A 26,196-nucleotide genomic window follows, 5' to 3' on the forward strand; every position below is an offset into this window, starting at 1 on the left:
GAGGAACCACGGGGTGCTGGGGGACGACGCGGAGATGACCGCCGCGGTGCTTGCGGCACAGGACGGAGACGAGACCGCGTTCCGGACTGTGTACCGTGCCGTGCACCCGCGGCTGCTCGGCTACGTACGCACACTGGTAGGCGACCCGGACGCCGAGGACGTGGCGTCCGAGGCCTGGTTGCAGATCGCCCGGGACCTGGAGCGCTTCAGCGGAGACGCGGACCGCTTCCGCGGCTGGGCCGCCCGGATCGCCCGCAACCGCGCACTGGACCACATACGCATGCGTGGCCGCCGCCCGATGATAGGCGGCGACGAAACGGAATTGACCGGCAAGGCCGCCGAGTCGGACACCGCGGGGGAGGCCATGGAGTCCCTCGCCACCGGCCGCACCCTCTCGCTCATCGCCCGGCTGCCCCAGGACCAGGCCGAGGCCGTCGTGTTGCGCGTGGTCGTGGGCCTGGACGCCAAGACCGCCGCCGAGACGCTCGGCAAGCGCCCGGGCGCCGTACGCACCGCCGCGCACCGCGGCCTGAAGCGCCTCGCCGAACTGCTCGGCGACGATCCGGAATCCGTCGGCGCGCTCGACGCACTGCCACCCCCACGAGAACCGCGCGGCCCCGCGGTGACGTCCGCCGGTGTGACGCATGTGCGCACCCGGACGCAGAAGGACATGTGATGGCCGACGAGCAGTACCACTGGCTGGACCCCGACACGGCGGAGCGTCTGCTGCGCGGGGAGCCACTGGACACCGTCGACGAGACCGTCCGTGACCAGGCCGAACGCCTCGCCGCTGCACTGTACGCACTGGCCGCCGAACCGCAGGCCGAGCCGCCGTCCGCGGCTGACGCGGAACTTCCCGGCGAGGCCGCCGCGCTCGCCGCCTTCCGCAAGGCGCGCGCCGAACAGGCCGACGCCGGAGCCGTCCGTGTCGATCGCCGCGATGCGCACGCGCGCACCCCGGCAGGCAGCGGTCACTTCCGGCAAACCAGGCGCAACGGACATACCGCGCAAGCTGGTCGCCGGAGTTGGGGCCGCCCTCTGCGCCTCGCCTTGTCCGGCGCGCTGGTCGCGGGAGCGGTCGGCGGGGTCGCGGCGGCCACGACCGGTGTGCTGCCGACCCCGTTCGGAGGCGGCGAGCCCACCCCCGCCGCGTCCGCCTCGGACCGGGCGACGCATGACGGTCCGTCGGCCTCGTCCTCGCCGGACGGCTCCCCCGGCGGCGTCCCGGGTGACGCGCAGGGCGGTGGGCCGGGCGCCTCGACACCCGCCGGTTCCCCGGCCGGCCCGGCCGGCCCGTCCGGTACCGACGCCGGGAACACCGGCCGTGACGGCGACAGCATCCCCGGAACCGGCGCCGCCGCCGGGCCGGGCGGCGGGCGGGGCGCCGGCTCGGACAGCCGTTTGAGCCGTCTCGCCTCCGACTGCCGCGACCTGCGCGACGGCAAGGACCTGGACGCCGACCGCAAGCACGCCCTGGAGGGAGCGGCCGGCGGCTCCTCGCGCGTGTGGACGTACTGCAACGGCGTCCTCAAGTCCGCCGACGGCGGCGGCTCCGCCCAGGGAAGCGGCGGCAGCGGCCAGGACGACAACGATGGCGGCGGCGGGAAGGGCCGCACGGGCGGCAAGGGCGGCACCGGCGGCACCGGCAGTGGGAGTGGCCAAGCCGGCCAGGACGGCCGAGGCGGTCAGGGCGGCAAGGGCGGCACGGGAGGCAAGGGCGGTGACGGCGACGGCGGTCACATAGGCGGCGGCCGACCCGCGACCGGCGCCGTCGGCTACGCGCCCCTGCGCCCGGCGGAGCAGACCCGTACCGCGTCCCCGGCCCCGACCGCACCTCCGGCGGAGACGGCGGCCCCCGCCCCGGCCGCGTCCGCCGCTGCGCCCACCTCCTCCGCGGCGTCAGCCGCACAGCACTGACCTGCGCTTTCGTACTCTCTGAAAATTTCTCCCCGCAGGGTGTGACGTTTTCGGCGGTCGCGGCGCAGTACTGAGTGAGCCGACTGGTCATCGGCCGTCGCACGGAGCCGGGGTTCCCCCCGTACCTACGGCTCGTGCATGTGGCGCGGGCGGGACACGTTCCCCCGGTCCCGCCCGCGCCCCGCCTCACTCCTGGCACTCTCCGCACGTTCGGCGACGTGTCGTCGGCCTCTCCGGCGTCACCAGTGCACGACGACCTTGTCCCCCACCCTCACCTGTGCGAACAGCTGCGCGATCGCCGCCTCGTCGCGTACGTTGACGCAGCCGTGCGAGCCACCGGCGTAACCCCGGGCCGCGAAGTCGTAGGAGTAGTGCACGGCTTGGCCGCCGCTGAAGAACATCGCGTACGGCATGGGGGAGTGGTAGAGCGTCGACACATGGTGGCGTGACTTCCAGTAGACCGTGAAGACACCTTCCCGGGTGGGTGTGTACTGCGTGCCGAACCGCACCGACATCGTCGAGAGCGTCCGCCCGCCGACCATCCAGCGCAGCGTCCGGCTGGTCTTGTCGATGCACAGAACCCGGCCGGTCAGACAGCGCGGGTCCGGCGCGCCGGCCGGCTGACCGCCCATCAGGTACAGCTCCCACTTGCCCGGCTCGTGCGTCATGGCGAGCAGTCGCTGCCAGGTGACGGTGTCGGTCCGTCCTGTCGCCGGCAGGCCCCGCTTGCCCTGGAAGCCCTTGACCGCCTGCTCCGTCAGATCGTCGTACGTGCCCGTCGGGCCGTCGAACAGCCAGGCGACCTGACGCAGGCGGGCCTGGAGCTCGCGGACGCCGCTGCCGCTGTCACCGCGGGACCACAGGACGGGCGCGGGCGTGCCGGGCGCCCGGCCGGGCGTGGCGCCCGGTGCCGTGCTCGGTGCCGTGCCCGGTGTGGTTCCGGCTCCGCGGGCTGTGCCCGGAGGCGCGCCGCCCGGTCTGTCGTCGGTGGAGGCGCGGTCGCCGGGCGAGCCGGTGGCGGGGATCTCGATGTGCACCGGCCCGCGGTGCCCGCCACCGTCCCCGCCCGCGCCGGTTCCCGATCCGGACCCCGTGCCGGGGGTCTGCACCGTGCATGCGCACACCGCGGCCAGCGCCACGGCCGCCGCCACGGCGAGGCCCGGTCCCCTCATGCCTCCGATGCGCATACCGCCCCCCCCGTCGTGGCTGTCGAGTCGCCGTAGTCCGGACGTACACCGGATGTCTCCCCACGGGTGACGGGCCGTGAACCAGGGGGCACGCTGGAAGACGGAGCCTGTCCACGAAAGCGTGACGGGAGGCGTGGCGAACAACTGGCCGAACGGCGGGCCGGTCAGCGGGCCGAACAGGTCTGTGAGCAAGGTCCCAGCGTGGGGCACTCCACCCGGCGCACGGCCGCAGCTACAGTCCGTGGCGAGGATCGGGATACCGGCGGGTAACTGGCGAGTAACAAGAACGCGGAGGCACACACCATGGCGCGCGAGTCGGAGTCCGGGCTGCCCATCGAGCCGGTCTACGGGCCGGACGCCCTGGAGGGCTGGGACCCGGCGGCGAAGCTGGGCGAGCCGGGGTCGTTCCCGTTCACGCGTGGCGTGTACCCGACGATGTACACGGGCCGGCCGTGGACGATGCGCCAGTACGCCGGCTTCGGTACGGCGGCGGAGTCCAACGCCCGGTACAAAGAGCTCATCGCGCACGGCACGATGGGTCTGTCGGTCGCCTTCGACCTGCCCACGCAGATGGGCCACGACTCCGACGCGCCGATCGCGCACGGCGAGGTCGGCAAGGTCGGTGTCGCCATCGACTCGGTCGACGACATGCGGGTGCTGTTCGGCGGGATCCCGCTGGACAAGGTCTCCACGTCGATGACGATCAACGCCCCCGCCGCGCTGCTGCTCCTGCTCTACCAACTGGTCGCCGAGGAGCAGGGCGTGCCGGCGGACAAGCTGACCGGCACGATCCAGAACGATGTGCTCAAGGAGTACATCGCGCGCGGGACGTACATCTTCCCGCCCAAGCCGTCCCTGCGGCTGATCGCGGACATCTTCAAGTACTGCAGGGCCGAGATCCCGAAGTGGAACACCATCTCGATCTCCGGCTACCACATGGCCGAGGCGGGCGCCTCGCCCGCACAGGAGATCGCCTTCACGCTCGCCGACGGCATCGAGTACGTGCGTACGGCCGTCGCGGCCGGCATGGACGTGGACGACTTCGCCCCCCGGCTGTCCTTCTTCTTCGTGGCCCGCACCACGATCCTGGAGGAGGTCGCCAAGTTCCGTGCCGCCCGCCGGATCTGGGCGCGGGTGATGCGCGAGGAGTTCGGGGCGAAGAACCCCAAGTCGATGATGCTGCGGTTCCACACGCAGACGGCCGGGGTGCAGCTGACGGCCCAGCAGCCGGAGGTGAACCTGGTCCGGGTCGCCGTCCAGGGCCTGGCGGCGGTGCTCGGCGGCACCCAGTCGCTGCACACCAACTCCTTCGACGAGGCGATCGCACTCCCGACGGACAAGTCCGCCCGCCTGGCCCTGCGCACCCAGCAGGTCCTCGCCTACGAGACGGACGTGACCGCGACGGTGGACCCCTTCGCCGGGTCGTACGTCATCGAGAAGATGACCGACGAGGTCGAGTCCGCCGCCCTGGAGCTGATGTTGAAGGTGGAGGACCTCGGCGGCGCGGTCAACGCGATCGAGCACGGCTTCCAGAAGAACGAGATCGAACGCAACGCCTACCGCATCGCCCAGGAGACGGACAGCGGCGAGCGGGTCGTGGTGGGCGTCAACCGCTTCCAGCTCGACGAGGAAGAGCCCTACGAGCCCCTGCGCGTGGACCCCGCCATCGAGGCCCAGCAGGCGGAGCGCCTCGCCAAGCTGCGCGCCGAGCGCGACCAGGCGGCGGTCGACACGGCCCTGTCCGCGCTGAAGAAGGCCGCCGAGGGCGAGGACAACGTCCTGTACCCCATGAAGGACGCCCTGCGCGCCCGGGCGACGGTGGGCGAGGTCTGCAACGCGCTGCGGGAGGTCTGGGGGAACTACGTCCCGTCGGACGCGTTCTGAGCGACGGGGGCGGGGGGACGAGCCACCCGTCTCGCCCCCCGAAATCCCCACCCGGAGTGTCGTACCCCCGTGCGACACTCCTGCCATGTTCGGCGTCATCGATCTCCCCACCTACCTGGCAGGACTGGTCCTGATCGTCCTGCTTCCAGGACCCAACTCGCTCTATGTGCTGTCCGTGGCCGCCCGGCGCGGCATCCGGGCGGGGTACACCGCCGCGGCGGGCGTCTGGTGCGGTGACACCGTGCTGATGACGCTGTCGGCCGCCGGGGTCGCCTCCCTGCTCAAGGCGAACGCCGTGCTGTTCGGGATCGTGAAGTACGCCGGTGCCGGGTATCTGACGTGGCTCGCGATCGGCATGCTGCGGGCCGCGTGGGGGATGTGGCGGACCCGGCGCGAACGGGCCGCGGCGGCGGACGTCCCGGCCGAGGCCGGTCCCGCCCATGAGCGGCCCTACCGCCGTGCCCTCGTCATCAGCCTGTTCAACCCGAAGGCGATCCTGTTCTTCATCGCCTTCTTCGTGCAGTTCGTCGACCCCGGCTACGCCTACCCGGCCCTGTCCTTCGTGATCCTCGGCACCTTCGCCCAGCTGGCCAGCTTCCTCTACCTCAGCGCCCTGATATTCGGCGGCACCAAGCTGGCCGCCGCCTTCCGCCGCCGCAAGCGGCTGTCGGCGTGGGCGACCTCGGCGGCGGGCGCGCTGTTCCTCGGCTTCGCGGTGAAGCTCTCGCTGGCGAGCGCGTAGGGCACCGTCAGGTCAACGGCGGGCCACCGTCAGGGACCGACCCCGCGCGACCGGGCGGTCCGGACGACGAGCACGTACACCGGCCGGCCGCCGGCCGCCGACGGCCGCGGCCGGCGAGCTGCTCTTCGACGACCCCGCCGGTTCGAGGAGGGACCGGCGCCGGTGATCGCGGGCGTCGGGGCCCGCTACGGGATCGGCTGAGCCGCCGCCCCGGAGACCCGGTCGGTCGTCAGCGCCCCGCCCCCGCGCCTCAGCGCCCCGCCCCGCGCCTCAGCGACCGTGCCCGGCGGGCCACGCGCCGCACCGTCGCGTTGCGCCGGATGAAGGTCAGCTGCGCCGGGACACCGCCGGGCAGGGCCAGGGAGGTGAGGCGGCGGCGCTTGAAGTACCGCCGGATGTGCGGGTCCAGGTGGGTGGCGAGGTACCGCTCGGCGGCCGGGCGCAGACCCGGGTGGATCTTCGGCTGCATCGCGAAGGCGACCGCCCGGACCAGTTCGGTCAGCGCCTCGACGGCCATGCCCGGCCGCCGGCCCGTGACCGCCGCGCGGTCGTCCAGGTCGGGCAGGAGCGCGTCGACGATCGTCACCGGTATCCGGTTGCTGTTCTCGTACGGCGTCAGGCGCTCCAGGAGCGCGCCGGTGCCGGTACGGGCGACCGGCAGCCCGTACAGCGCGGAGGCGGTGAGCAGCGCGGTGGAGAAGCAGCCGACGACCAGCGCCGGACGCATCCGCTGGTACAGCACCTCGGCGAGCACGGGCGTGTCGAGCACGGTCAGCTCGGCGCCCAGTTTCTCCGCCTCCCGCTCCAGCGCCCGCGACCAGCGGGCCGGCGCCGAGGGGTGCGGCTTGAAGACGACGCGGGTGTGGCCGAGCGCGACCGCGCCCCGCAGCATCCGCACGTGCAGCGCCTCCTCCTCCTCGGCGGTGAGGATGTCCAGCGCGGACAGGTACTGGCCGAGCAGCAGCGCGGGTTCGTCCCCCGTCGCCGGAAACTCGCCGCCGGTGTCCGACAGTTCGGCCAGCACCTTGACGAAGGCGTCCGTCGGCACGATCTCCGCCTCGACGCCGAACTCGGTGAGCAGCACCGGCTTCAGGCCCGGCACCAGGTCCAGGTGCAGCACGCGGTCGATGCGGGTGCCGACCAGCGGGTCGATCTTGTTGCGGGTGGGGCCGTAGCTCATCAGGCCGTCGGCGTAGACGGTGATGGGCGCGCCGGTGAAGATCTGGCAGAAGCCGAGGGCCGGACTGACCTGGATGGACTCGACGGTCAGCTCGACGTCGTCGTCACCCAGGTTCCACAGCAGCCGCAGGTGCCGCTCCCACAGCGGGACGTCGTCCAGGCGCGGGCTCCAGCCGCCCGGGTGGAACGGCGCGATGGTCTCGTTCCACGACACCACGTCGTCGAACCTCTCCCGCAGCCGCTCGAAGCCGGGCAGCTCGTCCAGCGCCGGGGTGGTCTCGGGCGTCGCGGCGTTGTTGCAGACCAGCAGGATGCGGCGGTCGGCGGGGCCGAAGCGGTCGGAGTCGAGGGCGGCGGCGAGCGTGGCCGTGCCGTACAGCGTGGAGGCCAGGAAGATCTGCGTGGTCATGCGGAGGCCCCCGTCGAGGCCGGGGCCGAGGCCGGGCGGCGGCGCAACCGGCGCAGCCGGGTGGCCCGCTGGACGTCCATGGAGTCCAGCGCCTCGTCGAGGACGTCCTGCGGCATGCGCCGCAGGGCGGCCGCGCTCAGCGACTTCAGCTTCCGTGCCACCGCCGGTTCGAACCTTTCGATGGAACCCAGATGATGGGAGATGATCGCGCAGTACGTGCGCACCGCCTTGGGCAGCAGCCGCTCCGCGTCCCGGTCCTTCGCCGTGTCCTCGATGACCTGGTCGAAGGCGCGGATGAAGTCCAGTTGGCGCACGTCGCCGATCTGGGTGAGGGAGGAGGCCACCCCGCGCCGGTAGTGCACCCCGAGCAGACCCACCACGGCGAAGGACTCCGCCTCCCGGTGCAGCCGCCATATCCACGGCCGGTCCTCGGCCGTGCGCAGCCCGTCGGTGAAGTGCAGCAGGCCCTTCTCCACCAGCCGCCGGTGGTAGATGCCCGCCCAGGCGTAGGGGTAGTCGACCGAGGTGGAGCGGTCGGCGGGCAGGATCGCCGAGCGCGGGTCCAGCACCACCCCGCGCCGGCCGTGCGGAACCCGGTGGATCGTGCGCGCCCGGCCGGTGCACTGCACATGGTCGGAGCGTACGAAGTCGCAGCCCAGTTCCTCGATCGTGGCGAGGAGCCGCTGGTAGTGGCCGGGGGCCAGCCAGTCGTCGCCGTCCAGGAACGTCAGATACTCCCCGCGCGCCCTGTCGATTCCGGTGTTGCGCGCGGTCGCCAGCCCTCCGTTCCGCTCGCACCGGACGTGTACCGCGCCCGGCAGTTCACGCTCGGCCCGCGCGAGAATGTCCGGGGTCTCGTCGCGTGAACAGTCGTCGACCAGCACGAATTCGAAGTCGTCGCGCGCGTTCGCACGAAGACTTCGCAAGGTGTCGGGCGCGTATTTCTGCACGTTGTAGAACGGCACGATGACGGAGAGCTTGACCACGCATGTGACGTTAGGTCCCGGGCCCCGCCTGCGTCTTTACCTTCAGTTTGACCATGGATGAACGACGCGTGGCGATGCCGTGAACCGGGGCTTCTTCCATGGGTTTCCCGGCCCGATTCGCCGTTCGGCGGTGTGCTGTTAACCGTTTGTTGCGTTCGGGTTGGGCCGAACCTAGAAATGCCTTCCTACGGTCTTCGGCGTGCCAGCAAGTGCGATGAAGGCCCGGCGAGTCGCCGTTCTCGCGGATTCCGACACCCGGTGGAAATGGGGCGCGCTCACCGCGAAGCGCCTTGTCTCCGCCGAGCCCGACGCGTCGGACATCCACCTGGACGGCTACCTCCTGCGGGGCCGAGCCACCCCCACCGCCCGCCAGTTGACGGAGATCGGCGTCCGCGCGGACTCGCTGCGCGAGGTGACCGCCGTCGAGTTCCTGCGCGCGATGGACGCCGCGGGCGAGGACGCCGGCGGCGCGCAGCCGTACGACGTGCTCGTCCTCGCGCTCGTCGGCGGCGGGGTGCAGGCGATGCTGCACGGGCTGAAGCGGGTGTGGCAGGGGAGCGAGCAGCGTCCCGTGGTCGTCACCGGGTACGTCGGCGTCGTCTACGAGAAGCTCGCCGACGGCCTGCTGCTGCGGCACGGCGCCGACCTGGTGCTCGCCAACTCCCGTCAGGACGCGGACCGTTTCCGCGCCGTCTACGAAGGGGTGGGCGCCGACGCCTCGGCGGTCACCGAGGTGGCGCTGCCGTTCCTGGGCGGCGCCACCTACCAGGGCGAGAACAAGCCCTACACGGTGGTGTTCGCCGCCCAGCCCTCCGTCCCGGAGCGCCGCGAGGAGCGCACGTACCTGCTGGACCGGCTGGTGCGCCACGCCCGTCTGCACCCCGACCGCGAGGTGCTGCTCAAGCTGCGCTCCAAGCCCGGCGAGCACACCACCCACATCGAGGAACTGCCGTACCAGAAGCTGGCGCAGAAGACCGGGCTGCCGCCCAACCTCCGCCTGGTCTACGGCCACATGGGCGAGGTCCTGGACCGCACCGACCTGCTGGTCACGGTCAGCTCCACGGCCGCCCTGGAGGCCCTGCACCGCCGCATCCCCACGGTGATCCTCACCGACCTGGGCGTGCGCGAGGTGCTCGGCAACCACCACTTCGTCGGCTCCGGCTGCCTCGCCTCCTGGGACCAGCTGGACACGGGCCACCGCCCGGTGCCCGACGAGGAGTGGGTGGCCCGCCAGGGCGTCGCGACCGGGGATCCTTCCTCCTCCGGCGGAGGCTCCTACGCCACCGCCTTCGACACGGCCCGCGCCCGCGTCACCGAGCTGCTGGCGGCGCCCGGCGGCCTGCCGCCCCTGACCCCCTACTACACGCCCGCCACCGCGCCCGGCTATCTGCCGGGCGTCCTCGCCCGCCACCACCTCGGCCCCGACGGCACCCCGCTGCCGGGCGCCCCGGCCGGCGACAAGGAGCCCGGAGCCGTCCGGCAGATCGTCCGCCGCGCCGCCCGCGGCGCCTACCGCCACGGCGTGCAGCGCGTCGCCCCGGTGATCCGGCGGATGGGCGAGCTGTGACCCTTCAAGGAGAAGAGCCCATGTCCGAGACAGCAGCCGGGGTGAGCCGCGTGCTCGCGGTGATCCCCGCGCGCGGCGGCTCCAAGGGAGTGCCCGCCAAGAACCTGGCCTCCATCGGCGGCGTCCCGCTGGTCGCCCGGGCGGTCCGCGAGTGCCTGGCCGCCCGGCTCGTCACGGACGTGGTCGTCTCCACCGACGACCAGGCCATCGCGGCCGCGGCGCGCGAGGCGGGCGCCGAGGTCGTGCTGCGCCCGGCGGCCATCGCCGGCGACACCGCCACCTCCGAGGCGGCCGTCCTGCACGCCCTCGACACCCACGAGGCCCTGCACGGCGCCCCCGTCGACGTCGTCCTGCTCGTGCAGTGCACCAGCCCCTTCCTGGTCCGCGAGGACGTCGAGGGCGTCGCCGGCGCGGTCGCGGAGCAGGGCGCGGACACCGCCGTCACCGTCGCTCCCTTCCACGGTTTCGTCTGGCGTCACTCCGACGAGGCGGGCGAGGGCGGCTACGGCGTCAACCACGACAAGTCCTTCCGCCCCCGCCGCCAGGACCGGCCCCAGGACTTCCTGGAGACCGGCGCCGCCTACGCCATGGACGCGGCCGGTTTCCGCACGCACCGGCACCGCTTCTTCGGCCGCACGGAACTCGTCCGCACCGACCCCGCCCGGGTGCTGGAGATAGACGACCCGCACGACCTCGCCCGGGCCCGCGCCCTCGCACCCCTCTTCGACGCGGACCGCCCCGGCGCTCTCCCGACCGCCGACGACATCGACGCGGTCGTACTGGACTTCGACGGCACCCAGACCGACGACCGGGTGCTGATCGACTCCGAGGGACGGGAGTTCGTCTCGGTGCACCGCGGCGACGGGCTGGGCATCGCGGCCCTGCGCCGCAGCGGCCTGAAGATGCTGATCCTGTCCACGGAACAGAACCCGGTGGTCGCCGCCCGCGCCCGGAAGCTCAGGCTTCCCGTGCTGCACGGCGTCGACCGCAAGGACCTCGCGCTGAAGCAGTGGTGCGAGGAGCAGGGCATCGCGCCGGAGCGCGTGCTCTACGTCGGCAACGACGTCAACGACCTGCCGTGCTTCGCCCTCGTCGGCTGGCCCGTGGCGGTCGCGAGCGCCCACGACGTCGTACGCGGCGCCGCACGCGCGGTCACCACCGTCCCGGGTGGTGACGGCGCGATCCGAGAGATCGCCGGCTGGATCCTCGGCCCCGGTCTCGACTCCCTCCCCAAGTAAGGACATCCCCTGATGAGCACCAACTCCCGTCTGCGTACGTTCGGTTCGCGCGAGGTCGGCCCCGGCCGTCCCGTCTACATCTGCGGCGAGATCGGCATCAACCACAACGGTGAGCTGGAGAACGCCTTCAAGCTGATCGACGTGGCCGCCGCGGCCGGCTGCGACGCCGTGAAGTTCCAGAAGCGCACGCCCGAGATCTGCACCCCCCGCGACCAGTGGGACATCGAGCGCGACACCCCCTGGGGCCGGATGACCTACATCGACTACCGCCACCGCGTGGAGTTCGGCGAGGACGAGTACCGCCAGATCGACGCGTACTGCAAGGAGAAGGGGATCGACTGGTTCGCCTCCCCGTGGGACACCGAGGCCGTCGCCTTCCTGGAGAAGTTCGACCTGCCCGCCCACAAGGTGGCTTCGGCCTCCCTGACGGACGACGAGCTGCTGCGCGACCTGCGCGCCACGGGCCGGACCGTCATCCTCTCCACCGGCATGTCCACCCCGAAGCAGATCCGCCACGCGGTGGAGGTGCTCGGCAGCGACAACATCCTGATGTGCCACGCCACCTCGACCTACCCCGCGAAGGCCGAGGAGCTCAACCTCCGCGTGATCAACACGCTGGAGAAGGAGTACCCGAACGTCCCGATCGGCTACTCCGGCCACGAGACGGGCCTGCAGACCACGCTGGCCGCGGTCGCCCTCGGCGCGGCCTTCGTCGAGCGCCACATCACCCTGGACCGCGCCATGTGGGGCTCCGACCAGGCGGCCTCCGTGGAGCCGCAGGGTCTGGAGCGCCTGGTCCGCGACATCCGTGTGATCGAGGCGTCCCTGGGCGACGGCGTGAAGAAGGTCTACGACTCCGAGCTCGCCCCGATGAAGAAGCTGCGCCGTGTCGCCGGTGTCGTCGCCGAGGCGGAGATCGCCGCGGCGGCGGGCGAGCCGGTAGCGGTCTGAGTGTCCTGATCGTCTTACAGGTTCCTTCACGACGGGACGGTCGTACGCCGATGAGCCCCCGCACCCTCGCCTTCGTCGAGAGCCCGGTCCAGTTGCTGAACGTGCTGGAGTGGGCGCACCACCACGGCCTGCGCGGCCCGGCACCGGCAGGCGGGGAGCTCACCCTCGTCGTGCTGTCCCCGACCGACCCCATGACCCGGGGCCAGCTGCGCCGCATGGCCGACCTGGCCCGGGACGAGGGGTTCCGGGTGCGCTGGGAGGAGGCGCGGGGCGGCACGACCGCGCCCTTCCACACGATCGGCGGCCTGGCGGGCCCGCTCCGCCGGGCCGACCGGGTCGTCATGGGAGACCCGTTCTCCCGCTATGTCCAGCTGCTGCTGACGATCACCCGGGCCCGCGATCTGGTGGTGGTGGACGACGGCACGGCGACCATGGAGTTCGTCGCCCAGCTGGCCCGGGGCGAGCGCCTGGTCCGCTGGCACCGCAAGGGGGGCCGGCGTGGGCCGAGGGACCTGCTGTTCGCGCCCGTGTCCTCCTCCGCCCGGCGCCGCCTCACCCCGCGGGAAGGCCGCGGGGTCGAGGTCTTCTCGTCCATGCCGGTGACGGAGACCCCGGACGGCGTCACGGTCACCGCGAACGACTTCGCCTGGACCCGCGCCCGCTTCGGCCCGCCGCGCATCACCAGGGGCGCGGACCTGGTCGGCACGTCCCTGGTCGAGACGGGCGTGGTCGACGTCGGCCACTACCTGGAGGCGGTCCGCGCCCTGGCCAGGGCCCACGGTGCCACGCGCTACTTCGCCCACCGCCGCGAGAGCACGGAGAAGCTGCACAGGCTGGCGGGGGAAACGGGACTGGAGATAGTCCGCCCCGACCTCCCCCTGGAGCTGATAGCCCGCCGCGGCCCCATCGGCCGTACGATCCTCAGCTTCCCGTCGACGGTCGTGCACACCCTCCCGCTCGCCCTGGCGGGCACGGGGGTGAGGGTGGCGGTCTGCGACATCGATCCCGCCTGGCTGACGGAGACGGCGTCCCCGCGAGCACAGGGGTTCCTGTCGGGCGTCACGGGGACGGCACGGGACGTGCACCGCCTGGCGGCGGTGGGTCTGGCGCAGGGTGCCACCGCCTGACCGTCGCGACCGGTCAGACCAGCACGTCCTTGTAGTAGAAGCTGGCCTGCTTGGGCGCGGCGGCGTCCGCGCCCGAGGCGAAGCCCATGTGCAGCCGGACGGCCGCCATGTTCGACGTGTCGGGGATCTGGACGGCCAGGCCCTCGGGCTCACGGTAGGAGAGGCTGTATCCGGCCTTGGTCAGCTGGCGGTCCACCTTCGTGCCGGTGTTCCAGTCCACGCAGGTGATGTAGGTGTTGCCGGTCCCTTCGACGCTGCCGCTGGTGCCGTACGCGGTGCCGTCGATCGTGTACAGGTACTGGCCGTAGGTCGTGTAGCCCTGGAAGGTGACCCCGGTCAGGTCGGACACCTGGGTGATCGTGGTCAGCGGTGAGCCGCCGGACTTGAAGGTGGCGAGGTCGTACAGGGCGTACTTCCAGGTGCCGTTGAGGTTGTAGCGGTGGGCTATGCGGCTGTTGGCCGGGTCGATGGCCACGGTGGTGTTCGTGGAGCCGGCGACGGGGGTGTACTTCGTGAGCGCCGCCGAGGCGGTGGTGAGGACGGCGCCGTTGGCGAACTTGAACCGGGCGATCTTCGTGCCGTAGCGATTTCCGGAGCTGTCCGGGTTCTTCGTCATGTCGACATCGCACTCGGTCCACAGGTACGCGCTGTTGCCCGAGGGCTCGACGGCGATGGAGACGCCGTGCCCGAAGCCCTTCAGGTACATGCGCCCGATCTCGTTGCCGCCCCAGTCGAGCCGGGTGATGCACAGGTCGCCCTGCGCGGCGCGCGCGGCGCCGTCGTAGAACTGCGTCTCTCCGGGCAGCTCGCGACCGCCCTGCACCAACTGCGCCGTGTACAGGTGCTTGTTGGTGTTGTCGAAGGCGAAGGACTGCAGCACCCGGGTCTCCTGCAGGTCGATCTCCCGCAGGAACATGGTGGAGGCGGCGGTCAGATCGAAGTGCTTGGAGGAGGTGACCGCGGCGGCGCTCGCCGAGGAGGACGTCAGCATCACCGAGCCGAAGGCGCCGACGCCGACGAGGCCGCCGCCCCACTTCAGCAGCTGCCGTCGGCTCGGTGTGCGCATCTCGGCGTTCATGGCGGGGCTGCCCCTCCGGAAGATCCAGTGAAATCGGGGGATTGAAGCACCCGGGTGATCTCCGACGCCAGACCCGACGCCCATGACTTTGCCAGGGGTTGACACTCCGAATTAAATGTGACAAAGCTCACAGTCGAGTTGAGTGGCAGTTAGATGGTTGCGTTCCGCTTGCCCGGTTTCTCCGAGCTATCCGCGCGGACCGGGCGGCCATTACTGTCCCGCTGCCCCTGGCTACTTGGTCACTGCCTCTTGGTCGCCGCACGCGGCCCGATCACTGTCACGGTGGCACAGCCAGCTTTTGACGCGCAGGCCGGTGGCGCCGGTGGGGCAGTCGAGTGGGGAGTCACTCCTTGAGGTTCCAGGGTGTGGTGCGCGCGCGCACCGTGACGGCGACCGCGATAGGCGCGCTCGCGTTGGCGATGCTGTCCGGCCCCGTGCCGGCGGCAGCGGCGGCGCTCGTGGCCCCGCCGCCCAAGCACACGCAGACGGTGCACGCGCAGGACGCCGCTCCCGTGGCGAAGGACCAGGCCGACCCGACCCCGGTCAAGCCCGCGAAGGTGGTGTGGCCGAAGGCCGCGCACGCCGTCGTGGACCTCTCCGGCCGCAAGGCGGGCGAGGCCCGGGCGATCACGCCTTCCGGCACGGTCGTCGACGAGGGCCGTGCGGCCGGCCGGGACGCCGCGGTCGCCGTCGCTCCGGCGCCGGTCGACGCGCGGGACTGGGCCGACGCGACCGCGCTGTCGCCCGCTCCGGCCGGCGTGGACGTGCACGTCCTGGACAGGTCCACGGTCGCCCAGGCGGGCGGCGTCGGCCTGGGGGTGCAGCTGACCCGTACCGACAAGGTCGCCAACTCCGGCAAGGTCCAGGTCTCTCTGGACTACTCCGGCTTCAAGCACGCCTACGGCGGCAACTTCGGTGCACGGCTGCGGCTGATGAAGGTGCCCGCGTGCGCCGTGCAGTCCCCGCGGCCCAAGGGCTGCGTGCTCGGCAAGCCGCAGTTCGTGGCGGCGAAGAACGATCCGGCCAAGGGCACGCTCACGGCCACCGTGCCGGTCGGCGGCGACACCTCCGGCACCTGGCAGAACACCCTGAGCCCCACAGCGAACACGGCGAGCACCCCGCTGATGCTCTCCGCCCAGTCCACGGACACGGCGAGCACCTACGTGGTGGCCGCCGGCTCCTCCTCGGACGCCGGCGACTACCGGGCCACGCCGCTGAGCCCCTCCGGCTCGTGGAACGTCTCGCAGGGCTCCGGCGCGTTCACGTACAGCCTGCCGGTCCAGCTTCCGCAGCCGCCGACGGGCAGCGCGCCCAGCCTGGCGCTCACGTACAACTCCCAGTCGGTGGACGCCCTGACCTCCGCCGAGAACACCCAGGCGGGACAGGAGGGCCTGGGCTGGGACATGAGCGCCGGCTTCATCGAGCGTCGCTACCGCCCCTGTGCCTCCGACGGCATCCCCACCGTCGGCGACCTGTGCTGGGACTCTCCGAACACGGCTCAGGAGCCGGACGGGGCGATCTACACGATCAACCTCAACGGCCACAGTTCGACGCTGGTGCAGGACGGCACCGGCACGGGTTCCTATCACCTCCAGGACGACCCGGGCTGGCGGGTGCAGCACCTGACCGGCGGACACGGCGCCGACGACGAGTACTGGGTGATCTCCGACCAGGACGGCACCCGCTACTACTTCGGCTGGGGCCGCAGCGAGCGCGACAAGGTGCAGAACGGCACCGACGTCTACACCCACTCCGTGCTCACCGTGCCCGTCGCGGGCAACGACCCGGGCGAGCCCTGTCACGACCAGTTCCCCGAGCCTTGCCGGCAGGCCTGGCGCTGGAACCTGGACTGGGTCGTCGACAAGAACGAGGTGGAGAACACCTACTTCTACGAGAAGCAGTCCAACCGCTACCGCTCCTGGATCAACACGGACAAGGCCCGTGACTACGACGCGGCCTCCTACCTGGTGCGCGTCGAGTACGGCTGGGCCTCGCAGCTACCCGGCGCCCAGCTGCCCGCCAAGGTCGAGCTCACCCACGTGGGCCGCTGCGTGGAGCGGATGACCGACGACCCGCTGGCCCACGACCCCGGCGCCTGCCCGTCGATATGGACCCAGCCGTCCTCGTACCCGGACGTGCCGACGGACCTGATGTGCAACACGGGTGACGACTGCAGGTCGATCACCGGGCAGACGGCGTCGCCGACGTTCTTCTCCACCGACATGCTGTGGGACATCAAGACCTACGTGCGCGGCACGGACACCAACACGGTGGAGTCGCAGATGACGTGGGATCCGGCGATGCAGTACCAGATGAAGTACGGGCTGCCGGACCCGTCCGGCACCATCGGCAACCAGCTGTGGCTCGACTACGTCCAGCGCAAGGGCTACGGCGACGGCCCCGACATCACCCTGCCGACGATCAACTTCAACGGCGAGTGGCTGGACAACCAGATCGGCAGCTCGGTGCTGAACTTCCGCCGGGTGAACCAGGTCCACGGCGACCTCGGCTCGTTCGTCGACGTCACCTACGGCTTCGCCAACGCCTGCGACTCCACCAACCTGCCCAGCGAGTCCAACAACGACATGGACTGCTTCAAGCAGAGCTGGACACCGGAGAACGACACCACCGAGCACTCGGGCTGGTTCAAGAAGTACCTGGTCAAGCAGGTCCAGGTGGACCCGGGCGTGGGCAAGGGCGCCAATGACGACGGCGACCCGGTCATGACCACCACGTACGACTACAACGGCAAGCCCGCCTGGGCGTTCCCCAACGACCCGCTGACCCCGGACGACAAGGAGTCCTGGACCGACTGGCGTGGCTACCAGCAGGTCGAGATCCACTCCGGCACCAAGGCCAACGCCGCCTCCACGTACTACTGGCTCTACCGCGGCATGGACGGCGACCGCACCTCGAAGACCGACTCCTCGCAGACACGCAGCGTCAGCGTCACCGACGGCCAGGGCACCTCGTACACCGACAGCGCCTGGCTGAACGGCAAGGTGATCGAGAGCAGCCGGCGCGACGGCGCAGGCCAGTCGCACCAGCGCGTCTTCCACGACTACTGGGTGTACGACACCGCGACCTACGCCGGACTGCCGGACGCGCGCTTCGTCCGCGACCAGAAGACCACGACGGACGAGCTGGTCTCGGGCGGTGCCTGGCGTGAGCGGGTCGTCAAGGACGAGTACGACTCGACCGACCCGGTCAGCTACAAGTACGGCCTGCCGCTGCGCACCAACGACTGGGGTCAGGTCGACGTCGACGACAACCGCTGCACCACCTACGGGCGGGCGTACAACACCGACTACTTCCCCGGCTCCCAGGTCCAGCGCTGGATGGTGCTGCCGGACGAGACCCGGCACTACGCCGCGGACTGCGCTTCGCGGAGCTCGGCCAACCAGGACTCGTACGAGCTGACGCTGTACGACAACGCCACCGACGCCGCGACCGACAAGCCGACGGACGGCAACGTGACCAAGGTCCTGGAGTACGCGGACGCCTCCACCCCACGCGAGACCGACTACACCTACGACGAGGCCGGCCGGGTCAAGAGCACCACGGACGGCAAGGGCAAGACCACCACCACGGCGTACAACTCGCCCAACGCGTCCTGGCCCACCGACGGCGTCACCGTCACCAGCCCCGACCCGGACGACGGCGGCCCGCTGACCGCCCAGACGACGACCACTTGGTACTCACGGCTGTGGGGCAACCCCTACAAGATCGTCGACCCGAACGGCAACACCACGCGGATCGTCGACGACTCCGTCGGCCGTGTCTCCCAGATCTTCAAGCCCACGGAGATCGCCAACTACCCCGACGGCAACGCGTCGATGTCGTTCGACTACACGATCCCGACGTGGACCAACCCCGAGGGCGTGCCGACGCTGGCCAACGGCCCGTCGCTGACGACCACGAAGGTCTTCCAGGGCGGCTCGCTCTACGTGCCCGCCTACAGCTACGCCGACGGCCTGGGCCGGGTGCGCGAGCAGCAGACACCGGCCACCTCCGGCGGCGCGACGGTCGTCTCCACGCGGTACGACACCTCGGGCAACGTCACCGGCACCTCCGCCGCCTTCCACACGGACCAGGCGGCCGGATCCGGGATGGTGCTGCCGACCGTGGACACGATCCCCTCGTACACGGACCTGCTGATCGACTACGCCGGCCGCACGTACGGGTCGCAGATCCTGGTGAACGGAGACCCGCAGCTCCAGGGCCAGACGATCACCAACTACAACGGCGACTACACCACCACCGTGCCGCCGACCGGCGAGCGCACGAACACCTACTACGACGTCTTCGGGCAGGTCACCGAGGTCGTGGAGTTCGGCCCCTCGACCTACCACACGAAGTACGAGTACACCCGCTCCGGAGACCTGTCGAAGATCACCGACGCCAAGGGCAACGTGACGACGTACGGCTACGACTGGCTCGGTGACCGCAAGACCACCACCGATCCCGACACGGGCACCAGCTCGACCACGTACGACCAGAACGGCAACGTGGACACCACCACCGACGGCAACGGCACCGTCCTGACCTACGGCTACGACAACCTGCACCGACCCACCACCATCAAGCAGGGCAGCACGCTGCTGGCCGAGGCCAAGTACGACACCGTGTCCGGCGGCAAGGGCCAGCCCGCCTCCGCGACGTCCTACGACGGCGCGGGCAACGCCTTCACGCGCGCCGTCACCGGCTACGACGCCGACGGCCGCCCCACGGGCACCACGGTGACCGTCCCGGACGCGGGTGACGCGGCGGGCCTCGGCGGCACGTACACCATCGGCTACCACTACAACGCGGCCGACGCCCTGACCGCCGTCGACTACCCGGCCGTGGGCGGACTGCCCGCCGAGACGGTCACGACCAACTTCGACGGCCTCGGCCGGGTCCAGCGGCTGAGCAGTTCGCTGGCGACCTACGTGAGCGCCACCGACTACGACGACGTGGGCCGACTCGCCGGCCGCAGCTACGGCAGCACGAGCGACACGACGAACACCCCCTACACGGCCCGCCGGTCCTACGCCTACGAGGACGCCGACGGCACCGGCTGGCTCCAGAACATCACCACGACGCAGACCCACACCGGCACGACCAGCACGGTCCAGAACGACACCTACGCCCGGGACGCCGGCGGTCAGATCACCAAGACCACCGACAACCTGACGCAGCAGAACGAGTGCTTCACGTACGACGAGCTGAACCGGCTCACCCAGGCGTGGACCACTGCGATGGCCAGCTGTCAGAGCCCGACCGTACCCGACCTGACCAGCGCGAACGATCCGTACCAGCTGGCGTACACCTACGACGGCATCGGCAACCTCCAGAAGGAGACCCGCACCACCGCGAGCGGCTCGACCGTGCGCGACTACGTCTACCCGGGCTACTCCGCCGACCAGCAGACCTACACCCCCGGCGCTGCCCACCCGCACGCGGTGACCAGCATCAACACGCCGGGCGGAACGGACAACTACACCTACGACGACGCCGGCCAGCTCAAGTCCCGCACCGTCGGCGGGGTGCAGACCGACCTCACCTGGTCGTCGCTGCACCGTGTGACCTCGGTCAAGACCGGCTCGAACACGACGGACTACGTGTACGACTCCGACGGCAACGTGCTGCTGCGCAAATCGCCCACCGAGTCGGTGCTCTATCTGGACGGTCAGGAGGTGCGCAAGACCGGCACGTCGGTGCTCGCCACGCGCTACTACACGGCGGGCGACACGACGGTCGCGATGCGCACTGCCGACGGCTCGGGCGGCAGCGTTCTCACCTGGCTGCTGAGCGACGCGCAGTCCTCCACCCAGCTCCTGATCGCCGCGGTGGGCGGCACGGTGACACGGCGGCGCTACCTGCCGTTCGGCGCCCCGCGCTCCTCCGCCGACGCACTGCCGTCCACCACGGACCGCGGCTTCGTCGGCCAGCCGGAGGACGACTCCACAGGCCTGTCCCTGCTGGGGGCACGCATGTACGACCCGGCGCTGGGACGCTTCCTGTCACCCGACCCGCTGAACAAGCCGTTCTCGCCGCAGGAGCTGAACGCGTACAGCTACTCGGCCGACAACCCGGTCAACTACAGCGACCCGTCGGGCATGGAGATCGGTTCGAAGCCGAACTCGTGCCAGTACGACATCAAGTACTGCGACCAGAAGACCTGGGACGAGGTCGGCTACGACCCGACGACCGGCACCTCGGACTACACCAGGGGCTGTGCCGTCGGTGACTGCTCCATCAAGACGGGGCGGGAACACAAGAAGGCGGTCACCGGCAAGACGTACACCTGGGTGAAGAAGAACCTCGGCTACTCGGGCTCGCAGTACCTGACCGACACGGAGTACCAGAACTGGTACAAGAACGCGGACAAGAACGACAGGGACGCGATCCAGTCCTTCTTCGGCTGCATCAGGGGCGGCGCCAAGTCGCAGGCCGATTGCCGGCACGACGCCCAGAAGAAGATCAAGAAGGACGACGACGGTGGCGGCGGCTTCTTCGGCTGGGCGAAGGGCTTCTGGAAGAACCACCATGCCGAGATCATCGGTGGTGCCTTCGCGGTGGGGTGCAGCTTCCTGTCGGGAGGTACGGCGATTGCCGCCTGCGTACTGGGCGGCGCGGTCCTGACCGCCGAGTACGACTACCAGACGAACAACAAGAAGCACACTGTGGGCGGTTACGCGATGGCTGCCGCGGTACCTGTCGCCACCGCCGTCGTCACTGCGGGGCTCAGCAGGTTCGGGCCGATCGTCCGGGGAATCGTCCGGGACCGGGCGCTTCCGCTGGGCTGAGACCGGGAGGACGGCAGATGAGTAAGCGGCAACGGGCGTTCGCCGCCGTGGACAGGTTCCTCGGCGGCGACAAGCCCCCGACACGGGTGCAGCTGTTCGCGGCACGGCACCCTGTGCTCGTCGGGTTCTGCTTCGGCGTCGCGCTGTTCGGCTACGGCATGGCGTCGGGCCCCGGCGGCGCCGGGCGGGTGGCCCTCACCGCCGTCTGCGCGGCGGCGGTGGGGTCGTCGATGTGGTTCGCGTGCAGAGCGGAGCGGCGTCGCCACGAGCGGCTCGCCGCAGGACGCCGGCGATAGCGCCACCCGTCCGAAGGAGAGGCACGGCACTAGAGGTGCTGTGTCTCTTCCTCTTTCAGGGCTCCGATGAAGGAGGTGAAGGCCGTGGTGGGGAAGGTGAGGGTGGCCCTGGCGGGGGCCTTGGAGTCGCGGACGGCGGTGTGGGTGGGGGTGTTCGCGATCTCGACGCACTCGTTGCCGTCGCCCTCGCCCGAGTAGGACGACTTCCGCCAGTTGTCCATGGGGTGCCTCACAGCTCTTTTGCCAGCCGGTGGACGAAGTCACGGGACTGGTCAGGTTCGAGTGATACGGCCTCCATCGTACGGAAGCGCGTTCGATAAATGCTGAGTTGAGCCTCGGAATCGATGAAGACCGAGCCATGAGGCGCGTCCCGTGCCACTGTGTCCAGCTTGGGCAGGGGGCCACCCACATACGTCATCGTGCTGGAGGCTTGGGCGAAGCCGTCCAGGTCAAAGGGGATGACGCGCAGGGCGACGTGACCCGCTTCGGAGAGTTCGAGAAGCCGGGTGAGCTGGCCCCTTGAGGTGGCACGGTCACCGACCCTGATGCGAAGTGCCGCTTCGTGGATCACTGCCTCGTACGGGACGGTGATCTCCTGGCGCGCCTTTCGATGCCGGATGCGCAACTCGAGCTCGTCCTGGGTGAGTTCTGGCAGCCTGGACGAGAAGACGGCACGGGCATAGGCCTCCGTCTGGAGCAGGCCCGGGACGTACAGGATGGCCACGTGGCGCAGAAACCGGGCGTGGTGCTCCAACTCGGACAGGTCCAGGAAAGACGTGGGCAGCAGGCCTCGGTACTCCTCCCACCAGCCACGCGTTCGGTCAGTGGCCATCGCCACCAGCGCGTTGATGAACTGCTCGTCCGTGCAGGCGTAGTGCGACGCGAGACGGCGCAGTCGCTCCTCGCTCAGGCCCGCGAGTCCGGACTCGATGTGGCTGATCTGAACGCGGCCTGTACCGAGCAGCGCTGCCGCCTCCCTGGCGGTGAGTCCTGCCGCCTCGCGGAGTCTGCGCAACTCGACTCCCAGGCGCACCTGACGTGCAGTTGGTTCGCGCCTCAGGGCCATCGACAGCTCCTCGGTTCAACACGCCTGTTCCTGCGACTCGTTCGGGGTCAGGTTACGCGATCGGCTTGCTCGGTATGACAGGTTAGCCCTACCGTCGGTGACGCAACACACACGTAGCGGAAGCGCACCGTTCCGTCGCGCCATGACGGCTGCGGCAAGGCCACCGCGCGCCAAAACCCACTCACCGACCGGAGTCGATGACGCATGCCCGAGAACGAGCCGATCGAGTCCTGGGACTACACCCTCTATATCCCCAACGACCTCAGAGCGGTCACGGTCTGCCGCCGCACCCTGCGCCTGATCCTCACCATGCATGGACTGATCGGCCTGGTGGACACCGCGGAACTGCTGGCGACGGAGTTGGTCTCCAACGCCGTACGCCACACGAAGGGGCCGGCCGCGCTCAGGGTCCGCCGCACCTCAGAGGGGCTGGTGTGGATCGGGGCGTGGGATACGGACCCGGCCCCGCCGGACCCGCCACGACCGCTGGAGCGGGTCGGCGAGGCGGAGGAGGAGGGGAGGGGCCTCGGCCTGGTGACGGCCTGCGCGGACTACTGGGGCTGGCGCCCGTCGGCCCGCTTCGGAGATCAGGGGAAGTACGTGTGGTGCGAACTTGTCGCGGCGTAGCTCGTTGATCACGTCGTACGGAAAGGAGAGCTGATGGTCGGCTCGTCGCACGAGGCGCTGCACCGCATCTTCCAAAAGGAACCGGAACTGCTCACCAAGGCATTACAGCGTGTGCTGAACGTGCCGTTCCCCAGGCCACGGGAGATCGCCGCGCTGAACGTGGACCTGACGGAGGTCGAACCCGTCGAGCGCCGCGTGGACACGCTGCTGCGGGCGGAGACGGACGAGGGGACGTATCTCCTGGTGGTCGAGTCCCAGGGGAAGGTGGACGAGCGCAAGCGGGGCAGTTGGCCCTACTACCTGTCGTTCCTGCACGAGAAGTACCGCTGCGAGCCGGTATTGATCGTCATCACCCAGAGCAGCGCCACGGCACGGTGGGCGTCGCGCCCCATCCGGCTCGGTTTCCCCGGCTGGTACTCACTGACGGTCCGACCACTCGTGCTCGGCCCGGACAACGTGCCGGTGATCGCGGACGAGCAGCAGGCGAGGCAGGACCCACCCCTTGCGGTGCTCTCGGCCATGACACACGGGCGGGGCCCACGAGTCGCCGCCATACTGGAATCCCTGGTGGCCGGCCTGGAGGAGCTCGACCCCGACAGTGCCGCAGCCTTCGTGCAGTTCGTCGACTCCTGCCTGACTGACCCTCAGGCGAAGCAGATCTGGAGGGACCTGATGACCGCAACCCAGTACTTCTTTCGGCACCAGGTGGCCGAGCAGGTGCGCGAGGAAGGACGAGAGGAAGGGCGCGAAGAAGGGCGTGAAGAAGGGCTTGAGGCAGGGCTTGAGGCAGGGCGTCAGAGGCTCCGCGAGATGATCTTCCGCATTCTGGCGTCGCGCGGCGTCCCGGTGACAGACGCTGTCCGTGGGCATGTGGGTGCATGCCAGGACCTGGATCAGCTGGACGCGTGGGCGCAGCGAGCACTCAGTGTGGCGGATGCGGCTGAGTTGTTCTCCGAGGAGTGAGCGCGGATTCCAGCGACGTGAAAAGGGCGAGGACGCCGACCGATGACGAGGTTCTCGACTTCTGGCACAGGCAACAGCTCCTCAAGGCTGATCGCCAACTGGTCTTCGCCGTCCTGAAGTGGCGCGGCATCCCGGTCACCAACCTTGTCCGGTCGCGCGTGAACCTCTGCGGGAGTCGTGAACGGCTCGAACTGTGGATGCGGAGGGCCGTGCATGCCAAGGACGCTGCGGAGGTGTTCGCCGAAAAGTGACTGACTGGCCGGTCGGGCGTCACGGTCCGTGACACGTGCCGTATCGCCCGGACGGTCCAGACCGGAGGAGAGCCTGGTTCGGCCCTGTTCTCCCTAGGGCCGCCTGGTCAGCGGGCGTGCGGCGGGTCGTCCGGCGGCCGTCCGGGGGATGTCCGCCAAGTGAACAATTCGGGCGTGCTTCCCGTGAAGCGTGGTATGCCTGGAGAAAAGCACAGCGGGGTGGGTGCCAGGGACGTGGCGGTGTCACTGCTCCCGGGGATCCCGTGATCCACTCGGCCGGTCAAGGCGGACGAGTGTACCCATCCCAGTCGATACCTATGCGCCGACGGCCGGTTTTTCTTCCCCTGACGGGCTGAACTTTTGTTGATCGAGGGGCAGTTGACCGGCCCGGCGGCATACCCTTCAGAGGGTGAAGCAACTGATGTCCCCAGAGTCCGAGGCCGATCTCCCTGCGGAAGCCGCCCTGCCCGGCACCCTGCCGGAGGCGCTGTTCGCCGAACTCGTCGCGTTCCGTCGCGACCTGCACATGCACCCGGAGCTCGGCAACCAGGAGTTCCGCACCACCGCCGCGATCAAGGAGCGGCTGGAGAAGGCCGGGCTCGCGCCCCGCGTGCTGCCCAGCGGGACGGGGCTCGTCTGTGACATCGGCAGGGACGCCGGCGTGGACCTGGACGGCTACGGGGAGGAGCCGGACGACCTGGTGGGCGACGCGCCGGGTGACGCGGCAGGCGCTCCCCTGGGTGACGGGGTGAGCGGTGCGGTGCAGGGCATCCTCGCGCTGCGCGCCGACATCGACGCGCTGCCCATCCCGGACACCAAGAGCGAGTGCCCGTACCGCTCCACCGTGCCCGACCGCGCCCACGCCTGCGGCCACGACGTGCACACCACCGTCGTGCTCGGCACCGGACTCGTCCTCGCCGACCTGCACCGGCAGGGGCTGCTGCCCCGGCCCGTGCGGCTGGTCTTCCAGCCCGCCGAGGAGGTGCTGCCGGGCGGCGCCGCCGAGGCGATCAAGGCCGGCGTGCTGGACGGGGTGGCGCGGATCGTCGCCGTGCACTGCGACCCCCGGGTGGACGCCGGGATGATCGGGCTCAGACAGGGCGCCATCACCTCCGCCTGCGACCGGCTGGAGGTCTCGCTGGACGGCCCCGGCGGCCACAGCGCCCGGCCGCACCTGACCACCGACCTCGTCACCGCCACCGCCCGGGTCGTCACCGACGTGCCCGCGCTCGTCGGCCGCCGTGTCGACACCCGCGCCGGGCTGGCGGTGACCTGGGGACGGATCGAGTCCGGGCACGCCCCGAACGTCATCCCGCAGCACGCCGAGCTCTCCGGGACCGTGCGCTGCCTGGACATCAACGCCTGGCGGCACGCACCCGACATCGTGGTCGCCGCGATCGACGAGGTCGCCAACCTGCACAAGGCCAAGTCGGAGATCAACTACGTCCGCGGGGTGCCGCCGGTCGTCAACGAACCCGGGGCGACCGAACTGCTGCGCGAGGCCATGGTGGCGCGGCGCGGCGAGGACTCCGTCGAGAGCACCGAGCAGAGCCTGGGCGGCGAGGACTTCTCCTGGTACCTGGAGCACGTCCCCGGCGCCATGGCCCGGCTCGGCGTGCGCACCCCCGGCGAGCGGACCCTGCGCGACCTGCACCAGGGCGACTTCGACGCCGACGAGTCCGCGATCCGGGTGGGCGTGGAGCTGTTCACGGCCGCCGCCCTGCTCCACGCGGTGGGCCGGTGAGCGGCGGCCCGGTGAGCGGATCGGCGGACCGTTGAGTGGCGGCCCCCGACGGGGCCGTCGCACCGCCTGGCACACGGCGGTAACAAGCCACTCGCACACGGCCCGAAATCCGCGCCGTACAACCGCCAGACCCTGAGTTCAGATGCCGTTTGCCTCGAATCGATAACGGCTTCGCGAGAGGTCTTTTTCTGAC

At 70.5% G+C, this 26,196-nt stretch carries 20 protein-coding genes; 14 read left to right on the plus strand and 6 right to left on the minus strand.

The genetic code is table 11. The features are described from left to right. Positions 1–13: 13 nt before the first annotated feature. Positions 14–676 carry an RNA polymerase sigma factor gene (locus tag R2S09_RS07415; RefSeq protein WP_306186510.1) on the plus strand — a complete coding sequence of 221 codons (663 nt, stop codon included), beginning with the start codon at positions 14–16 and terminating at the stop codon, positions 674–676. Beyond that, positions 676–1,917, plus strand: coding sequence for an extensin (locus R2S09_RS07420; protein ID WP_316740203.1), 1,242 nt, complete (start codon positions 676–678; stop codon positions 1,915–1,917). Before R2S09_RS07415 ends, R2S09_RS07420 begins: the two co-directional genes overlap by 1 nt. A gap of 239 nt (positions 1,918–2,156) precedes the next feature. On the opposite strand, the gene R2S09_RS07425 is transcribed toward R2S09_RS07420, so the two are convergent. Then, the gene (locus R2S09_RS07425; RefSeq protein WP_306186337.1) at positions 2,157–3,089 is read right to left on the minus strand and encodes a L,D-transpeptidase family protein; all 933 of its coding nucleotides are present in this window, start codon (positions 3,087–3,089) and stop codon (positions 2,157–2,159) included. 318 nt (positions 3,090–3,407) lie between these two features. Between R2S09_RS07425 and R2S09_RS07430 the strand changes: the two genes are divergently transcribed. Both R2S09_RS07430 and leuE read left to right on the plus strand, forming a co-directional pair. Then, positions 3,408–4,988, plus strand: a complete 1,581-nt coding sequence (locus tag R2S09_RS07430) for a methylmalonyl-CoA mutase (RefSeq protein WP_306186331.1) — start codon at positions 3,408–3,410, stop codon at positions 4,986–4,988. Positions 4,989–5,073: 85 nt separating this feature from the next. Then, positions 5,074–5,730, plus strand: a complete 657-nt coding sequence (leuE, locus tag R2S09_RS07435; RefSeq protein ID WP_306186327.1) for a leucine efflux protein LeuE — start codon at positions 5,074–5,076, stop codon at positions 5,728–5,730. Between the two features lie 250 nt (positions 5,731–5,980). On the opposite strand, the gene R2S09_RS07440 is transcribed toward leuE, so the two are convergent. Both R2S09_RS07440 and R2S09_RS07445 read right to left on the minus strand, forming a co-directional pair. Further along, a complete protein-coding gene (locus R2S09_RS07440) occupies positions 5,981–7,318 on the minus strand; it encodes an alpha-2,8-polysialyltransferase family protein (RefSeq protein ID WP_316740204.1) in 1,338 nt (445 codons plus the stop codon). Then, on the minus strand, positions 7,315–8,304 hold the full coding sequence (locus R2S09_RS07445; RefSeq protein ID WP_316740205.1) for a glycosyltransferase family 2 protein: 990 nt from the start codon (positions 8,302–8,304) through the stop codon (positions 7,315–7,317). The genes R2S09_RS07440 and R2S09_RS07445 overlap by 4 nt, the downstream gene beginning before the upstream one ends. 199 nt (positions 8,305–8,503) lie before the next feature. Between R2S09_RS07445 and R2S09_RS07450 the strand changes: the two genes are divergently transcribed. The 4 genes from R2S09_RS07450 to R2S09_RS07465 are packed head-to-tail and all read left to right on the plus strand — an operon-like array spanning position 8,504 to position 13,187. Beyond that, positions 8,504–9,871, plus strand: coding sequence for a DUF6716 putative glycosyltransferase (locus R2S09_RS07450; protein WP_306186313.1), 1,368 nt, complete (start codon positions 8,504–8,506; stop codon positions 9,869–9,871). A gap of 20 nt (positions 9,872–9,891) precedes the next feature. Beyond that, a complete protein-coding gene (locus tag R2S09_RS07455; protein WP_316740206.1) occupies positions 9,892–11,109 on the plus strand; it encodes an N-acylneuraminate cytidylyltransferase in 1,218 nt (405 codons plus the stop codon). A 12-nt stretch (positions 11,110–11,121) separates the two neighbouring features. Continuing rightward, a complete protein-coding gene (locus R2S09_RS07460; RefSeq protein ID WP_306186301.1) occupies positions 11,122–12,060 on the plus strand; it encodes an N-acetylneuraminate synthase family protein in 939 nt (312 codons plus the stop codon). A 50-nt stretch (positions 12,061–12,110) separates the two neighbouring features. After that, positions 12,111–13,187 carry a hypothetical protein gene (locus R2S09_RS07465; RefSeq protein ID WP_306186295.1) on the plus strand — a complete coding sequence of 359 codons (1,077 nt, stop codon included), beginning with the start codon at positions 12,111–12,113 and terminating at the stop codon, positions 13,185–13,187. A gap of 13 nt (positions 13,188–13,200) precedes the next feature. Here the strand turns inward: R2S09_RS07465 and R2S09_RS07470 are convergent, their stop codons facing one another. Further along, complete coding sequence (locus tag R2S09_RS07470) at positions 13,201–14,265, minus strand: Tat pathway signal sequence domain protein (RefSeq protein ID WP_306186289.1); 1,065 nt, start codon at positions 14,263–14,265, stop codon at positions 13,201–13,203. Between the two features lie 350 nt (positions 14,266–14,615). Here R2S09_RS07470 and R2S09_RS07475 point away from each other — a divergent pair, with 350 nt between their 5' ends. Further along, entirely contained in the window at positions 14,616–21,056 is a 6,441-nt protein-coding gene (locus R2S09_RS07475; RefSeq protein WP_316740207.1) for an RHS repeat-associated core domain-containing protein, read from the plus strand. A gap of 17 nt (positions 21,057–21,073) precedes the next feature. Next, a complete protein-coding gene (locus R2S09_RS07480) occupies positions 21,074–21,352 on the plus strand; it encodes a hypothetical protein (protein ID WP_306186268.1) in 279 nt (92 codons plus the stop codon). A 29-nt stretch (positions 21,353–21,381) separates the two neighbouring features. Here the strand turns inward: R2S09_RS07480 and R2S09_RS07485 are convergent, their stop codons facing one another. Next, positions 21,382–21,573, minus strand: coding sequence for a DUF397 domain-containing protein (locus R2S09_RS07485; RefSeq protein ID WP_306186262.1), 192 nt, complete (start codon positions 21,571–21,573; stop codon positions 21,382–21,384). Positions 21,574–21,581: 8 nt separating this feature from the next. Next, positions 21,582–22,418 (minus strand): helix-turn-helix transcriptional regulator, encoded by an 837-nt coding sequence (locus R2S09_RS07490; RefSeq protein WP_316740208.1) that lies wholly within the window; start codon positions 22,416–22,418, stop codon positions 21,582–21,584. A gap of 204 nt (positions 22,419–22,622) precedes the next feature. Between R2S09_RS07490 and R2S09_RS07495 the strand changes: the two genes are divergently transcribed. From R2S09_RS07495 to R2S09_RS07510, 4 genes are all read left to right on the plus strand, one after another. Continuing rightward, the gene (locus R2S09_RS07495) at positions 22,623–23,045 is read left to right on the plus strand and encodes an ATP-binding protein (RefSeq protein ID WP_306186252.1); all 423 of its coding nucleotides are present in this window, start codon (positions 22,623–22,625) and stop codon (positions 23,043–23,045) included. Positions 23,046–23,078: 33 nt separating this feature from the next. Further along, positions 23,079–24,008 (plus strand): hypothetical protein, encoded by a 930-nt coding sequence (locus tag R2S09_RS07500; protein ID WP_316740209.1) that lies wholly within the window; start codon positions 23,079–23,081, stop codon positions 24,006–24,008. Further along, positions 24,005–24,259 (plus strand): hypothetical protein, encoded by a 255-nt coding sequence (locus tag R2S09_RS07505; protein ID WP_306186244.1) that lies wholly within the window; start codon positions 24,005–24,007, stop codon positions 24,257–24,259. The genes R2S09_RS07500 and R2S09_RS07505 overlap by 4 nt, the downstream gene beginning before the upstream one ends. 421 nt (positions 24,260–24,680) lie before the next feature. Further along, positions 24,681–26,003 carry an amidohydrolase gene (locus tag R2S09_RS07510; protein WP_306186508.1) on the plus strand — a complete coding sequence of 441 codons (1,323 nt, stop codon included), beginning with the start codon at positions 24,681–24,683 and terminating at the stop codon, positions 26,001–26,003. Positions 26,004–26,196 lie beyond the last annotated feature (193 nt).

The sequence above is a fragment of the Streptomyces sp. MK7 genome, assembly GCF_032658145.1.
GTDB classification, from domain to species: Bacteria; Actinomycetota; Actinomycetes; order Streptomycetales; family Streptomycetaceae; genus Streptomyces; species Streptomyces spiralis.

Coding starts and splice junctions, on each gene's coding strand:
- R2S09_RS07420 (WP_316740203.1), top strand. CDS start 676: ATGGCCGACGAGCAGTACCACTGGCTGGACCCCGACACGGCGGAGCGT.
- R2S09_RS07425 (WP_306186337.1), bottom strand. CDS start 3,089: ATGAGGGGACCGGGCCTCGCCGTGGCGGCGGCCGTGGCGCTGGCCGCG.
- R2S09_RS07430 (WP_306186331.1), top strand. CDS start 3,408: ATGGCGCGCGAGTCGGAGTCCGGGCTGCCCATCGAGCCGGTCTACGGG.
- leuE (WP_306186327.1), top strand. CDS start 5,074: ATGTTCGGCGTCATCGATCTCCCCACCTACCTGGCAGGACTGGTCCTG.
- R2S09_RS07440 (WP_316740204.1), bottom strand. CDS start 7,318: ATGACCACGCAGATCTTCCTGGCCTCCACGCTGTACGGCACGGCCACG.
- R2S09_RS07455 (WP_316740206.1), top strand. CDS start 9,892: ATGTCCGAGACAGCAGCCGGGGTGAGCCGCGTGCTCGCGGTGATCCCC.
- R2S09_RS07460 (WP_306186301.1), top strand. CDS start 11,122: ATGAGCACCAACTCCCGTCTGCGTACGTTCGGTTCGCGCGAGGTCGGC.
- R2S09_RS07465 (WP_306186295.1), top strand. CDS start 12,111: ATGAGCCCCCGCACCCTCGCCTTCGTCGAGAGCCCGGTCCAGTTGCTG.
- R2S09_RS07470 (WP_306186289.1), bottom strand. CDS start 14,265: ATGAACGCCGAGATGCGCACACCGAGCCGACGGCAGCTGCTGAAGTGG.
- R2S09_RS07480 (WP_306186268.1), top strand. CDS start 21,074: ATGAGTAAGCGGCAACGGGCGTTCGCCGCCGTGGACAGGTTCCTCGGC.
- R2S09_RS07485 (WP_306186262.1), bottom strand. CDS start 21,573: ATGGACAACTGGCGGAAGTCGTCCTACTCGGGCGAGGGCGACGGCAAC.
- R2S09_RS07490 (WP_316740208.1), bottom strand. CDS start 22,418: ATGGCCCTGAGGCGCGAACCAACTGCACGTCAGGTGCGCCTGGGAGTC.
- R2S09_RS07495 (WP_306186252.1), top strand. CDS start 22,623: ATGCCCGAGAACGAGCCGATCGAGTCCTGGGACTACACCCTCTATATC.
- R2S09_RS07500 (WP_316740209.1), top strand. CDS start 23,079: ATGGTCGGCTCGTCGCACGAGGCGCTGCACCGCATCTTCCAAAAGGAA.
- R2S09_RS07510 (WP_306186508.1), top strand. CDS start 24,681: ATGTCCCCAGAGTCCGAGGCCGATCTCCCTGCGGAAGCCGCCCTGCCC.